At 73.9% G+C, this 16,263-nt stretch carries 1 protein-coding gene (running past one end of the window); it reads right to left on the bottom strand.

Annotation, left to right across the window (positions count from 1 at the left end; genetic code table 11):
* Positions 1 to 274: 274 nt before the first annotated feature.
* Positions 275 to 16,263, bottom strand: partial view of a type I polyketide synthase gene (locus MUY22_RS27905; RefSeq protein WP_371827691.1) — the end only. Its footprint extends 31,252 nt past the window's final position; the window shows 15,989 of its 47,241 coding nt (coding positions 31,253–47,241); the start codon falls outside the window, past its right edge — the gene reads right to left on this strand; its stop codon occupies positions 275 to 277.

The following is a 16,263-nucleotide window of genomic DNA, read 5'->3' as shown; positions in this document are numbered from 1 at the left end:
GTCGCCGTGTCTGCGTCCCCCGGCTTCGTTCGGTGCGCGCGGTTCCCTTGGTCTTTCCCGTGGTCACAGCGCTGCCCCGACGAACCGGTGCCAGGGAAACCTATGAATCCGCGGACTCCCGCGACAACCCTTAGCGACCCCCTACGCCCCTAGGCGAACCCGGCTCCGACCTGCGGAAAAGCCCCGGGACGCCGCGCCGGGAGCCGAAAGCCGTGAAGGCCTCCTTACCGGCGCTAAGAGCCGGTAAGGAGGCCTTCACGGACCTGCGGGAGGGTCAGGAGCGACCGAGGTCCTTGTTGATGAACTCGAAGAGCTCTTCGTCGGACGCGCCGTCGAAGACGCCCGCCGGGCTGTCCACGGCCTCCTCGTTCTCCCACTTGGCCAGCAGGGCCTGGACGCGGACCTTGACCTTGGCGCGGGTCAGCTCGTCCGTGGCGGCCGCCGACAGCACGGCCTCCAGCCGGTCCAGCTCGCCGAACACCGACGCGACGCCGTCCTCGCCGCCCAGCTCGCGGCCCAGGTGCGCGGCCAGGTCCTGCGGGGTCGGGTAGTCGAACACCAGCGACGCGGCCAGCTTCAGCCCGGTCCCGGCGGTCAGCCGGTTGCGGAGCTCGACCGCCGTCAGCGAGTCGAAGCCCAGCTCGGTGAACGCCCGGTCCGGCGCGACCGCCGCCGTGCCCCGGTGCCCGAGCACCAGCGCGACGTCGGTGCGGACCAGCTCCAGCAGCGTCCGCCGCCGCCCGGCCTCGTCCAGCTCCGCGAGCTTGCCGCGCAGCTCGTCGCCGGTGTCCGCCTCCTCGACAACCTCGGCCTCGAGGACCGCCCGCACCTCCGGCAGGTCCGCGATGAACGCGTTCGGCCGCAGCGCGGTGAAGCCGGGCGCGAACTTCGCCCAGTCGACGTCGGCCACCGTGACCACCGCCTCGCCGTGGTCGACGGCCTGGGTCAGCGCCGCGACGGCCAGGTTCGGGTCGAGCGCGGGGAGGCCGCGGCGACGCAGCTGCTCCTCGTGCTCCCCCTCGGCCGCCATGCCGCCGCCGCCCCACGGGCCCCACGCGATCGACGTCGCGGCCAGCCCGGCCGCGCGCCGCCGCTGGGCCAGGGCGTCGAGGGCCGCGTTCGCCGCCGCGTACCCGGACTGGCCGCTGCCACCCCAGGTCGCCGCGACCGACGAGAACAGCACGAACGCGTCCAGCTCGCCGAACAGCTCGTCCAGCGCGAGCGCGCCGGTCACCTTGGCGTCCACCACGGCGGCGAACTCCGCGACGCTGCTCGCCGCGATCGGCGTGCCCTGGCTGACGCCCGCGGCGTGCACGACCGCGCGCACCGGGGAGTCCAGCCCGCTGACCAGCGCGGCCAGCGCGTCCCGGTCCCCGACGTCGCAGGCGGCGACGGTGACCTCGACACCGGTCGCGACCAGCTCGGCCCGCAGCTCCTCGGCCCCCGGCGCGGCCGGGCCGCGCCGGCTGACCAGCACCAGGTGCTCGGCGCCGTGCTCAGCCAGCCACCGCGCCATCCGGGCACCGAGACCGCCCGTCCCGCCGGTGACCAGCACCGTGCCACGCGGCTGCCAGGGCTGCGACGACGTCGTGGGCAACGGCGCCCGCGCCAGCCGCCGGGCGAAGACCCCGTCGGCCCGCACCGCGAGCTGGTCCTCCGCGCCGTCCCCGGCGAGCACGCCCGCCAGGAGTCCGGCGACGCGGTCGTCGAGCACCGCGGGCAGGTCGATCAGGCCACCCCAGCGGTCCGGGTGTTCCAGGCCCGCGACCCGGCCCAGGCCCCAGACCTCGGCGCCGGCGATGTCGACGTGGTCGCCGTACACCGCGTCCCGCGTGATCGTCCACAAGGGAGCGTTGATCCCTGCTGTGCCGAGCGCCTGGATCAGCTCCAGGGTGCCCGCGACGCCGGTGGCGACCATGCCGTGTTCCGCGTGCGGCCGGGTGTCCACGGCCAGCAGCGAAAGCACCCCGGCCAGCGGGAGGCCGTCCTCGACGAGGTTCGCGGTGCCGCGCACCGTGCGCACCTCGGCGCCCTGGGCCCGCAGCGCCTCGACGACCTGGCCGCACCACGCGGCTTCGGTCTCGGGCAGCACGACCAGCCAGCCGCCGGTGAACAACGGCGTCTCCGGTTCCGGTGTCGCGGTCCACGACACCCGGTACCGCCAGTCGTCCAGTGTGGACAGTTCACGGCGTTGGCGCCGCCAGCCGGACAGCACCGGCAGGAGCGTGCCGAGCGACTCGCGGTCGACGCCCGCCGGGAGCGTCCCGGCCAGCTCGTCGACGTCCTCGCGCTCGACGGCCGCCCAGAACCGGTCCTCGGCGGCGTCCCGCGGCGCGGGTGCGGCCACCGGCTCCGGCCAGTAGCGCTCGCGCTGGAACGGGTACGTCGGCAGCGCGACCACCCGGCCCGGCGTGAACAGCGCCGCCCAGTCCACGGCGACGCCGTTGACGTGGGCCGCGGCCACCGCGGTGAGCAGGGCTTCCGCCTCGGGGCGGCCGCGCCGCAGCGCCGGCACCACCACGGGTGTGCCGCCGTCGACCGCGGCGCAGTCCTGCGCCATCGCCGTCAGCACCCCGTCCGGGCCGAGTTCGACCACAGTGGACACCCCGGCGGCGAACACCGCGCGGATGCCGTCGGCGAACCGGACCGCCGCGCGGACGTGCCGCACCCAGTAGTCCGCTGTGCGGAACTCGTCCGCCGTGACCGGCGCACCGGTCAAGGTGGACACCAACGGCACCGTCGGCTCGTGGTACTCCAGCCCCTGCGCGATCGCGGCGAACTCGGCCAGCATCGGCTCCATCCGCGGCGAGTGGAACGCGTGGCTGACGGTCAGCCGCTTCGTCTTGCGCCCCAGCGCGGCGAGCCGCGCCGCGACCTCGGCCACCGGCTCCTCGTCGCCGGCGATGACCACCGCGGCCGGGCCGTTGACCGCCGCGATCCCGGCGACGTCCTCGAATCCCGCCAGCAGCGGCAGGACCTCTTCCTCGGACGCCTGGACCGCGACCATCGCACCACCCGAGGGCAGCTCCTGCATCAACCGGCCGCGCGCGGCGACCAGCTCGACGGCGTCGGCCAGGGTGAGCACCCCGGCGACGTGCGCCGCGGCCAGCTCGCCGATCGAGTGGCCGACCAGGACGTCCGGCCGGACGTCCCAGCTCTCCAGCAGCCGGAAGAGCGCCACCTCCAGGGCGAACAGCGCGGGCTGGGTGTACACCGTGCGGTCGAGCAGGTCGTTCTCGGTGACCATGACCGTCCGCAGTGGACTGTCCAGCCGGGAGTCGAACGCGGCGCAGATCTCGTCGAGCGCCGCGGCGAACACCGGGTACGTCTCGTACAGCTCGCGGCCCATGCCGGCCCGCTGGCTGCCCTGCCCGGAGAAGGCGAACGCCAGGCCACCCGGCCGGGCCGTCCCGCTCGTGACGCCCGCCGCCGGGCCGCCGGACGCGACCGCGTCCAGCCCGGCGAGCAGTTCGTCGCGATCACTCGCGAGCACCACGGCGCGGTGCTCGAAGATGGACCGGGTGGTGGCCAGCGCGTAGGCCAGCTCCGCCGGTTCGCCGTCGTGCTCACGCAGCCTCGACGCCTGTGCGGCGAGCGCGGCGGCGTCGTGGCCGGAAAGCACGATCGGGACCACGGCCGGGCCCTGCACGTCCGGCAGGGCCATGGGTTCCGGAGCCTGCTCGATCACGACGTGCGCGTTGGTGCCGCTCACGCCGAACGAGGAGACGCCGGCCCGGCGCGGACGGCCGGTCTCCGGCCACGCGCGCGGCTCGGTCAGCAGCTCGATCGCCCCCGCCGTCCAGTCCACCTGGGACGACGGCGAGTCGACGTGCAGCGTCTTCGGGAGCGTGCCGTGCTGCATGGCCAGCACCATCTTCATCACCCCGGCCACGCCGGCGGCCGCCTGCGTGTGCCCGATGTTGGACTTCAGCGAGCCCAGCAGCAACGGCGTCTCGCGATCCTGGCCGTAGGTGGCCAGCAGCGCCTGCGCCTCGATCGGGTCGCCCAGCTTCGTGCCGGTGCCGTGTGCCTCGACGGCGTCGACGTCCGAAGCAACCAGTCCGGCCGCGGACAGGGCCTGGCGGATCACCCGCTGCTGCGAGGGACCGTTCGGCGCGGTCAGGCCGTTGGACGCGCCGTCCTGGTTGACCGCGCTGCCGCGAACCACCGCGAGCACCGGGTGGCCGTTGCGCTGAGCGTCGGAAAGCCTTTCCAGCACGAGCATTCCGGCGCCCTCACCCCAGCCGGTGCCGTCGGCGGCCTCGGCGAAGGACTTGCAGCGGCCGTTCATCGCGAGCCCGCGTTGCCGCGAGAACTCGACGAACACGCCCGGCGTCGACGTGACGATCACGCCGCCCGCCAGCGCCAGCGAGCACTCACCGGCCCGCAGCGCCTGCGCCGCGAGGTGCAGGGCCACCAGCGACGACGAGCAGGCCGTGTCGATCGTGACCGCCGGGCCTTCGAGCCCGAAGGTGTAGGACAGCCGGCCGGAGACGACGCTCGCCGCGGTGCCGGTGGCCAGGTAGCCCTCGGCTTCCTCGGTGCCGGCGAGCAGCGTGCCGTAGTCCTGGCCGCTGGTGCCGGCGAACACGCCGGTCCGGCTGCCGCGGACCGACCGCGGGTCGATCCCGGCCCGCTCGAACGCCTCCCAGGTGATCTCGAGCAGCAGGCGCTGCTGCGGGTCCATGGCGAGGGCTTCTCGCGGGCTGATCCCGAAGAACGCCGGGTCGAACTCCCCCGCACCGGCGAGGAAGCCGCCTTCGCGGATGTAGCACGTGCCGCTGTGGTCGGGGTCCGGGTTGTAGAGCGCGGCCAGGTCCCAGCCGCGGTCCGTCGGGAACGGCGTGATCGCGTCCGTGCCTTCTGACACGAGCTGCCACAGTTCTTCCGGCGTCGTGACGCCGCCGGGGAAGCGGCAGCTCATCGCCACGATGGCGATCGGGTCGTCGTCGGTCGCCGCGGGGGCGATGACGTCGTCCGCTTCGTCGCCGCGCAGGTGCGCGGCGAGCACGGCCGGCGTCGGGTAGTCGAACACCAGCGTCGAGGGCAGCGTCTGCCCGGTCGCCGCGCCGACGCGCTTGGCCAGCTCGACCGCGGTCAACGAGTCGAAGCCCAGCTCGCGGAACGGCAGGTCCGGTTCGACCTCGGCGGCCGACCGGTAGCCGAGCACGGCCGCCACTTCGGCGCGCACGAGGTCGAGCAGAGCCCGGGTGTCGCGCCGCTCCTCACGGTCTACTGTGGACACTTCTGCCCGGCGACGCGGCACGGTGACCAGGCCGCGCAGCATCGGCGGCACGTCACCCGTGATGCTCGCCCGCAGGGCCGGCAGATCCAGCTTGATCGGCACGAGCACGGCGTCGCTTGTGGACACCGCCGTGTCGAACAGGGCCATGCCGTCCGCGACGGACAGGGCCCCGATCCCGGCTTCGGTCATCCGCCGCAGGTCCGCGGCGGTGAGCCGGGCCGCCATGCTGCCGGCGCCGGACCACATGCCCCAGGCCAGCGACGTCCCGGGCCGCCCGGTGTTCCGGCGGCGCTGCATCAGCGCGTCGAGGAACACATTCGCCGCCGCGTAGCTCGCCTGCCCGGCGCCGCCGAGCACCCCGGCGGCCGAGGAGAAGACGACGAACGCCGTCAGCTCCCGGTCGGCGGTCAGCTCGTGCAGGTGCCAGGCCGCGTCCACCTTGGGCCGCAGCACGGTGGCGACGCGCTCGGGCGTCAGGGACGCCAGCACGCCGTCGTCGAGGACGCCCGCGGTGTGCACCACGGCGGCGAGGTCGGCGATCCCGTCGAGCAGGGCCGCCGCCGCGGCGCGGTCGGCGACGTCGCAGGCCACGACGTCCACCTCGGCACCCGCGGCGACCAGCTCCTCGGCCAGTTCGGCCGCACCCGGTGCGTCGGGGCCGCGGCGGCTGGTGAGGACCAGCTTGCGCACGCCCTGGGTCGCGACCAGGTGTTTCGCCAGCTCGGCGCCCAGTGCGCCGGTGCCGCCGGTGATCAGGACCGTGCCTTCGCCGAGCGTCTTCGCCTCTTCGGGGACGGTCGCTCGCACCAGTCGCGGTGCGAACGTCTCCCCGGCCCGGACGACGACCTGCGGTTCGCCGGTGGCGACGGCCGCGGCCACCGCGTCGGGGTCATCGGTGTCGACCAGGACGAACCGGCCGGGCTGTTCGGACTGCGCCGAACGCACCAGGCCCCAGACCGCGGCACCCGCGAGATCGGCGCCGGCGTCCGGTCCCGCCGCACCCCGTGTCACGACGACCAGGTTCTCGCCGGTCTGCAGCTTCGCGAGCACGTCACCGACGATCCGGTGGACGTCCTCCGGCGACTCCCCGGCGGGCACCCGGTAGACCTCCTTCGCCTCACCGATCGGGCCCGCTTGGACGGGCACCCAGTCGATCCGGAACAGCGAGTCGACGGTCTTCACGGACTCCGCCGGCCGCAGCGTCACCGCGTCGGCGGTGACCACGGCCGTGCCCTCCGCGTCGACCGCGTGCAGCGCAACCGTGTCGTCACCCAGGTCCGTCAGGCGGACCCGCAGATCACGGGCCCCCGACGCGTGCAGCGCGAACCCCGACAGGGCGACCGGCGACAGCCCGCCGAACGCCGCGTCGAGCAGCGCCGGGTGCAGGCCGAACCGTCCGGGCTCGACGCCTTCCGGCAGCGACACCTCGACGACGTCCTCGTCCGTCCACTCGGGAATCTTCGGCAGTACGACCGCGAGCATGCCCTCGGCGTGCCTTGTCCACGCGCCGCCGTCTTCCGGTCGCGAGTGGACGGTCACGTCCCGGCGGCCGGAGCCGTCTGGCTCGCCGACCCACACCTGCAGCTGGAGCGCCCCGCGCTCGGGGAGCACGAGCGGCGCGTCGACGGACAGCCGTTCGACCAGCCCGCACCCCGCCTCGTCCGCGGCCCGCGAGACCAGTTCGGCGAACACCGAGCCCGGTGCCGCGCCGCCCAGGAGCTGCGTGGACAGGCGCCCGGTGAGCAGGAACCCGTCCCCGTCGGCCCGCGCCACCGCCGCGCGCAGCAGCGGGTGCCGGGTGGCGCCGAGACCGGCGGCCGTGACGTCACCGCCCGCACTGGTCCGGAGCCAGAAGCGCTGCCGCTGGAACGGGTAGGTCGGCAGGTCGACCCGGCGCCGGGCGGCGGTGCCGAACACCGCGGCCCAGTCCGGCTCGACGCCGTGGACGTGCGCGCCGAGCACCGCGGTCAGCACCGCGTCGGGCTCGGCCCGGCCGGCCCGCACGGCCGGGACGAACTCGCCTTCGGCGCACGCCTGGCCCATGGCCGACAGCACGCCGTCCGGTCCCAGCTCGACGAACACCGAGACACCGCTCGCGGCGAGCGTCCGGACGCCGTCGGCGAACCGCACCGTCTCGCGCACGTGCCGCACCCAGTAGTCCGCGGTGAACTCGGTGATCAGCTCACCCGTGACGTTCGAGACGATCGGGATGACCGACTTGCCGTAAGACAGCGAGTCCGCGATACCGCGGAACTCGTCCAGCATCGGATCCATCAGCTGCGAGTGGAAGGCATGACTGACCGTGAGCCGCTTGGTCTTGCGGTCCTTGAACCGTTCGGCGACCGCGAGGACGGCGTCCTCCTCACCGGAGACGACCGTCGAGTCCGGGCTGTTCAGCACGGCGATGGTCACCGCGGCCGACAGGTGTGGCGTGACTTCGTCCTCGGTCGCCCGGATCGCGACCATCGCGCCGCCTTCCGGCAGCGCCTGCATGAGCCGTCCGCGTGCGGCGACGAGCGTCACCGCGTCCGCGAGCGAGAGCACCTCGGCGACGTGCGCCGCGGCCAGCTCGCCGATCGAGTGCCCGGCCAGGAAGTCCGGCTGGAACCCGAAGTGCTCGAAGAGCCGGAACAACGCCACTTCCAGGGCGAACAGGGCCGCCTGGGTGTAAGCGGTGCGGTCCAGCGGCTCGCCGTCCTCGAACAGGACCGTCCGCAACGGACGGTCGAGGTGCGCGTCGAACTCGGCGCATACCGCGTCCAGCGCGTCGGCGAAGACCGGGAACGCGTCGTACAGCTCGCGGCCCATGCCGGTCCGCTGGCTGCCCTGGCCGGTGAAGAGGAAGGCCAGCTGCCCGCGGTCGCGGGCGACCCCGCTCAGTACGCCGGGTGCCGTGCCGTCCTCGGCCAGCGCGGTCAGTGCCGTCCGCAGGTCGTCGTGATCGGTGGCCAGCAGGGCCGCGCGGTGGTCGAGCGCGGACCGGGTCGTGGCCAGGGCGTACCCGAAGGCGTCCAGGTCCGGCGTGTCCGACGCAGCCAGCGAAGCCGCCTGGGCCCGCAGCGCGGCGGCCGTCCGTCCGGAAAGGACGATCGGCACCGGCAGCGGCGACTCGACCACGTCGGCCGGTTCCTCGACGGGAACGGCCTCGATGATCGCGTGCGCGTTGGTGCCGGAGACGCCGAACGCGGACACCCCGGCCCGGCGCGGCGCACCGGTCTCCGGCCACGGGCGGGCCGCGGTGAGCAGCTCGACCGCACCCGCCGTCCAGTCGACCTGCGTCGACGGCTCGTCGACGTGCAGGCTGGCCGGCAGCACCCCGTGCCGCATGGCCTGGACCATCTTGATCACGCCCGCGACACCGGCCGCGGACTGCGTGTGCCCGATGTTGGACTTCAGCGAACCGAGCCACAGCGGCTCGGACCGGTCACGGCCGTAGGTCGCCAGCAGCGCCTGCGCCTCGATCGGGTCGCCGAGCCGGGTGCCCGTGCCGTGCGCCTCCACGACGTCGACGTCCGATGTGGACAGACCGGCGTTGGCCAACGCCTGGCGGATCACCTTCTGCTGCGCGGGACCGTTGGGGGCGCTGAGGCCGTTGGACGCGCCGTCGGAGTTCACTGCGGAGCCTCGCACGACCGCCAGGACCTGGTGGCCGTGGCGCCGGGCGTCCGACAGCCGCTCCAGCAGGAGCAGGCCGACGCCTTCGGACCAGCCGGTGCCGTCCGCCGCCTCGGCGAAGGGCTTGCACCGGCCGTCGGCGGCCAGGCCGCGCTGCCGGGCGAACTCGACGAACCCGCCCGGGTCGGCCATCACCGCGACGCCGCCGGCCAGCGCCATCGAGCATTCACCCGACCGCAGGGCCTGCGCCGCCCAGTGCAGCGCGACCAGCGACGACGAGCACGCGGTGTCGAGCGTGACCGCCGAACCTTCGAGCCCGTAGGAGTAGGCCAGCCGTCCGGAAAGGACACTGCCGACGTTGCCGGTCAGCATGTGGCCCTCGACGCCGTCGGGCAGCTCACCGGCGCCCGCGCCGTACCCGGAGGCCGCCGCGCCGAGGAACACCCCGGTGCGGGTGCCGCGCAGGGTCCGCACGTCGATGCCGGCGCGCTCGAAGACCTCCCACGACGTCTCCAGCAGCAGCCGCTGCTGCGGGTCCATGGCGAGGGCCTCGCGCGGGCTGATCCCGAACAGGCCGGGGTCGAACTCGCCTGCGTCGTGGAGGAAACCGCCCTCCTTGGTGTAGGTCGTGCCCGCGTGCTCCGGGTCCGGGTGGTACAGCGAGTCCAGGTCCCAGCCGCGGTCGGCCGGGAACGGCCCGATCGCGTCGTCACCGGCCGCGACCAGCCGCCAGAGGTCTTCGGGCGAACGGACGCCGCCGGGGAACCGGCAGCCCATCGCGACGATCGCGATCGGTTCGTCGGACCCGGTGGTGACGACCGCGGTCGTGGTGGTGTCCGGCTCGGCGCCGAGCAGCTCGCCCAGCAGGAACGTGGTCAGGTCGAGCGGGGTCGGGTAGTCGAACACGAGGGTCGCGGGCAGCTTGAGGCCGGTGGCCGTGACCAGCCGGGTGCGGACCTCGACCGCCGTCACCGAGTCGAAGCCGAGCTCGCGGAACGCCCGGGCGGGCGGGACGGCGTCGGTGCCGGTGTGCCCGAGCACCGCGGCCGCCTCGCCGCGGACCAGGTCGAGCAGCACACGCTTGCGTTCGGCCGCGGGCAGTTCGGCGAGCCGTCCGGCCAGTCCGCTGTGGATCTTTGTGCCGGTTTCTTCCGTGTCCAAAGCAGACACTTCGGGCAGTTCGGCGATCAGCGGCCGGGCTCGCAGCGCCGTGAAGGCGGGTGCGAACTTCGCCCAGTCCACGTCGGCCACCGCGAGGAACGTCTCGTCCGCATCGAGGGCCTGCTGCAGCACCGAGATCGCCAGCTCCGGCGCCATCGGCCGCAGCCCGCGCCGGCGCATCTGCTCACCGGCCTCGCCTTCGGCCATACCGCCCTCGGCCCACGCGCCCCACGCCACCGAGGTGGCCCGGGCACCGCGAGCGCGGCGCTGTTCGGCGAAGGCATCGAGGAAGGCGTTGGCCGCGGCGTATGCGCCCTGGCCACCGCCGCCCCAGACCCCGGCGTTGGAGGAGAAGAGCACAAAGGCGTCCAGCTCGGTGTCCGCGAGCGCCCGGTCCAGGTTGACCGCGCCCGCGACCTTGGCGGCCGCGTTGACCGCGAGGTCTGCGGGACCGGTTTCGGCCAACGGCGGCGAAACCCCGACACCTGCGGCGTGCAGCACCGCCGTGAACCGGTGCTCGGCGGTGAGGCGTCGCACCGATTCGAAGTCGGCGACGTCGCACGGGTCAACGGTGACCTGGGCGCCGAGCCCGGTCAGCTCCTCGACCAGCTCTTGTGCGCCGGGCGAGTCGAGACCGCGACGGCTGGTGAGCACCAGGTGCTCGGCGCCGTGCCGGGCCAGCCAGCGCGCGATCTGCGCGCCGACCGCACCGGTGCCGCCGGTGACGAGCACCGTGCCACGCGGAGTCCAGCCGGTGATCGCCGGCCGTTCGGCCAGCGGGGCGCGCACCAGACGGCGGGCGAAGACGCCGGACGGGCGCACCGCCAGCTGATCCTCGTCGCTGTTGCCGGCGAGCACCGCAACCACGCGGGCCGAGGCCCGCGAGTCGAGGTCTTCCGGCAGGTCGAGCAGGCCACCCCAGCGTTCGGGGTGCTCCAGTCCGGCGACCCGGCCGAGCCCCCAGACCTGCGCCTGGACGGCCGAGGTCAGCCGATCGGACCGGCCTGCGGAGACAGCGCCACGGGTGGCGAGCCACAGCGGAGCCGCGACGCTGTCCAGCGCCCGGATCAGTGCGGCGGTCAGGGCGAGCCCGGCGGGGACGACGGGGTGTTCGGGGTCGGGGCGCTCGTCGAGCGCCAGCAGGGACAGGACACCGCGGAACTGCAGCGGCTCAACACCGGCGCCTGACTCGGCACCGTCGGCGGCCGAGGTGACCGCATCGCCCTCCGAACTGCTGTCAGCGACCAGCCCACCCAAGGCAGCCGGGGTGCCCGGCCGAGCACCGTGGTCGGCCAACAGCGCCGCCAGTTCCTCGGCCGAGGTGCCCGGTTCGACCGGGACCACGTGCGGCCGCGCTCCATGCGCGGTCAGCAGCGCGGTGACCGCCTCGATCTCGGCGTGTGCGCCGACCGGGACCGGCACCAGCCAGTCGCCGTCCAGGTTCGCGGCCTCGAAGTCCAGGGCAGTCCAGGCGATCCGGTACCGCCACTTGTCCACAGTGGACTTATCGCGGCGGTTGCGTCGCCAAGTCGACAACACGGGCAGTGCGGCCCGCAGTGTCTCCTCGTCGGTGCCGTCGATCTCCAACGCGGCCGCGACGGCGGCCGGGTCGTCGCTGTCGACGGCGTCCCAGAAGGTGCTGTCGGCGAATCCGTCGCCCGTGGCGACCGTGTCGACCAGTTCGGGCCAGAAGCGGCTGCGCTGGAAGGCGTAGGTCGGCAGATCGATCCGCCGGCCTCCGCTGAACACGGTGTCCCACGCCACCCGCGCGCCGCCCGTGTGGGCCTGCGCGAGCGAGGTGAGTACCCGGGTGAAGCCGCCCTGGTCTCGGCGCAGGGTGCCGGTGACCGTCGCGGCTACACCCGCGTCCTCGAGGATGTCCTGCAGGCCGGTGGCGACCACCGGGTGCGGGCTGACCTCGACGAACACGTCGTGGCCGGCCATGGCCTCGATCGCGTCGGTGAACCGCACCGTCTGGCGCAGGTTCCGGTACCAGTAACCGGCGTCGAGGCCGGAATCGATCAGTGAGCCCGTCACCGTGGAGTAGAACGGGATCTCCGCCGGGCACGGGCGCACCGGGGCGAGCACGTCCAGGAGTTCCGCTTCCAGCGACGCGACGTGCGCCGAGTGGGACGCGTAGTCCACCGGGATCCGCTTGGCCCGGATCTCCTGCTCCTCGCAGCGGGCGAGGAACTCGTCCAGGGCGTCGGCGTCGCCCGAGACCACGGTCGCCCGCGGCCCGTTGACGACGGCGATCGAGATCCGGTCGCCCCACGGCTCAAGCGAAGCGGCGACCTCCTCCGGCGGGAGCGGCACGGAGACCATGCCGCCGCGCCCGGCCAATGCAAGGATCGCCTTGCTGCGCAAAGCCACCACCAGTGCACCGTCCTCAAGGGACAGTGCACCCGCGACGACCGCCGCGGCGATCTCGCCCTGCGAGTGGCCGACCACCGCGGCCGGCTCGACGCCGTGGTGGCGCCAGACCGCGGCCAGCGAGACCATCATCGCCCACAGCGCGGGCTGGACGACGTCCACGCGTTCCAGCGGTTCCGCCGCACGCAGGACGTCGAGCAGCGACCAGTCGACGAACGGCGCCAGCGCCTCGGCGCAGTCGGCCATCCGCGCGGCGAAGACCGGCGAGGTGTCCAGCAGCTCGACGGCCATCCGCGGCCACTGCGAACCCTGGCCGGGGAAGACGAACGCGACCTTCCCGGTGCCCGCCAGGCCGTGCACGGCGTTGGCGGGCTCCCCCGCGGCCAGCGCAGCGAGACCCGTGCGGGCCTCGTCGGCGTCCCGCGCGAGCAGGACGCTGCGGTGCTCCATCCGGTGGCGGCACTGAATCAGCGAAACTGCCACGTCGGTCATGCGCGGAGGGTCCACCTCGAACAGTTCCAGCAGACGACCCGCCTGGGCGCGGACGCCGTCGGCGGTCTTCGCCGAGAGCACCAGCGGAGCCAGGACGTCTTCGCCCGCGGCGACCTCGGCGGACGCCGGTGCCTGCTCGATGATCGTGTGCGCGTTCGTCCCGCTGAACCCGAACGACGACACCGCCGCGCGGCGCGGCCGATCCACCGACGGCCAGGGCCGGGCCTCGGTGAGCAGTTCCACCGCGCCCGCGGTCCAGTCGATGTGCCCCGACGGCTCGGAGACGTGCAGCGTCTTCGGCAGCGTGCCGTGCCGCATCGCCATGACCATCTTGATGATGCCGCCGACACCGGCCGCGGCCTGGCTGTGGCCGAGGTTCGACTTCAGCGAGCCGAGCCACAGCGGGTCACCGGTGCGCTCGGCACCGTAGGTCGCCAGCAGCGCCTGCGCCTCGATCGGATCACCCAGTGACGTCCCGGTGCCGTGCGCCTCGACGACGTCGACGTCCGAGGTGGACAGACCGGCATCGGCCAGCGCCTGACGGATCACGCGTTGCTGCGACGGGCCGTTCGGCGCGGTCAAGCCGTTGGACGCACCGTCCTGGTTGATCGCGGTGCCGCGCACGACGGCGAGCACGGGGTGCCCGTTGCGCTGGGCGTCGGACAGCCGCTCCAGCAGGATCATGCCGGCGCCTTCGGCCCAGCCGGTGCCGTCGGCGTCCGCGGAGAACGCCTTGCAGCGGCCGTCCGGCGAAAGCCCGCGCTGTTTGCTGAACTCGATGAACGCGGCGGGCGTCGACATCACCGTGACGCCGCCGGCCAGGGCCATCGTGCACTCGCCGTTGCGCAGGGCTTGCGCCGCGAGGTGCAGCGCCACCAGCGAAGACGAGCACGCGGTGTCCACAGTGACCGCCGGGCCCTCGAGTCCGAAGTGGTACGACAGCCGTCCGGTAACGACGCTGCCGGAGTTGCCGGTGCCGAGGTGCCCGGCGACGTCGTCCTTCGACCGCTCGAGGAGGCTGACGTAGTCGTGGTACATCAGGCCGGCGAACACGCCGGTCCGGCTGCCGCGCACGGCATCCGGGTCGATGCCGGCCCGTTCGAAGACCTCCCACGACGTCTCCAGCAGCATTCGCTGCTGCGGGTCCATGGCGAGGGCCTCACGCGGGCTGATCCCGAAGAACTCGGGGTCGAACTCGGTGACGTCGCGCAGGAATCCGCCGTGGCGGGTGTAGCTCGTGCCCGGCCGCGTGGAGTCGGGGTCGTACAGCGCGTCCAGGTCCCAGCCGCGGTCCGCGGGCATCGGGCCGATCGCGTCCTGTTCGGACTCGACCAGCGCCCACAGCTGCTCGGGACTGGTGATACCGCCCGGGAACCGGCAGCTCATCGCCACGATGGCGATCGGCTCGTCGTCCCTTGTGGACACCTCCACGACGGCCTGCTCTTCGACGCCGAACAGGCGTCCGGCGATCTCCTCGGCCAGCGCCGACGGCGTCGGGTGGTCGAAGATCAGCGTCGCGGGCAGCCGCAGCCCGGTGGCCGCGTTGAGCCGGTTGCGCAGCTCGATCGCGGTCAGCGAGTCGAAACCGAGTTCGGTGAACGCCCTGGTCGCGCCGACGGCGGCGGCCGAGGCGAACCCGAGCACCGTCGCGACCTCGTCGCGGACCAGGTCGAGGATTCCGTCCTGGCTCAGCCGCGAACCGGTGACGGCGACGGCGGTCCGCCGGAGCGGGGCGGTGACCAGGCCGCGCAGCAACGGCGGCACCTGGCCGGACGCCCGCACGGCGGCGAGGTCCAGCCGGATCGGCACCAGGACGGCGTCCTCTCCGGACAGTCCGGCGCCGAACAGCGCGAGACCGTCCTCGGTGGACAGAGCGGCGACACCCGCGCCGGCGAGCCGGTCCAGGTCCGTGTCGCCGAGGTGCCCGGCCATGCTCGTGCCGGTCGCCCAGAGGCCCCAGGCGAGCGACGTCGCGGGCAGCCCGGCCGCTCGGCGCTGGGTGGCCAGGGCGTCGAGGAAAGCGTTTGCGGCGGCGTAGTTGCCCTGCCCCGCGCCGCCGAACACACCGGCCGCGGAGGAGAACAGCACGAACGCGTCGAGGTCCGAGGTCAGCTCGTGGAGGTTCCACGCGGCGTCGACCTTCGGCCGCAGCACCGCGTCGAGACGCTCGGGCGTCAGCGACGACAGCACGCCGTCGTCGAGGACGCCGGCCGCGTGCACCACGGCCTTGAGGTCGGTGATCCCGGCCAGCAGCGCGGCCAGGGCGTCGCGGTCGGCCGCGTCGCAAGCGACGATGTCGACCTCGGCACCGGCGGTGACCAGGGTGTCCCGCAGTTCCGCGGCACCCGGGGCGGCCGGGCCACGGCGGCTGGTCAGCACTAGCCGTCGGACATCGCACTCGGTGACCAGGTAGTCGGCCACGGCGGCGCCGAGCGCGCCGGTGCCGCCGGTGAGCAGGACCGTGCCGTCGGTGGTGAACGCCGGCGCGGACACCGTCGCCCGCGCCAGCCGCGGCGCGTACAGCTTGCCGTCGCGGACCGTCACCTCGGGTTCACCCGAAGTCAGCGCGGCCCGCAGGTCTTCAGGCCCAGCGAGATCGTCCAGGCTGACCAGCGCGAACCGGTCCGGGTGCTCGGTGCGGGCCGAGCGGACCAGGCCGTGGACGGCGGCCGCGGCGAGGCTGTCGCCCCGCGTGACGATCGCGAGCCGGGCGTCTTCCGGCTTGGTCAGCCAGTCCTGCAGAACGGCCAGGACGCGGTGGGTGGCCGCGCGGACGTCGTCCGGTGTGTCACCGGTGCCGGTCTGCTCGTACACCTCCCAGTCCGCTGTGGACTGTCCACCGGGGACTTCCACCTGGTTGATCCGGAACAGCGATTCGGGCCGCTTCGCGAGGTCCTCCACCGCCATCGGGCGCAGCACCAGCGACTCGGCCGACACCACGATCGCGCCGGACTCGTCGGCGGCGGTCAGGGAAACCGCTTCCGGACCCGCCTTCGCCAGCCGGACCCGCAGCGTGCGGGCCCCTTCGGCGTGCAGGCCGACACCCGCCCACGAGAACGGCAGGCGCGCCCGGTCGTCGTCGAGCAGATCGCCGAGACCGACCGCGTGCAGGGCCGCGTCGAGCAGCGCCGGGTGCACACCGAAACCGGCCACCTCGACGTCCTCGGGCAGGCTGACCTCGGCGAACACTTCGCCGTCACGCTGCCAGGCCGCGGTCAGGCCCTGGAACGCCGGACCGTAGCCGAAGCCGGCGGCGGCCAGGTCGTCGTACCGCGTGCCGACGTCGACCGGCCGCGCGGCGGGCGGCCATTCGGAGAGCGTCTCCGGGATCGCTGGGGCGTCGGTGGCGATGAGGCCACCGGCGTTGCGGGTCCACG

The organism is Amycolatopsis sp. WQ 127309 (assembly GCF_023023025.1).
Lineage (GTDB): Bacteria > Actinomycetota > Actinomycetes > Mycobacteriales > Pseudonocardiaceae > Amycolatopsis.
Note: the sequence above shows the minus strand (reverse complement) of the source record. Positions and strands in the feature narration are given on the sequence as shown.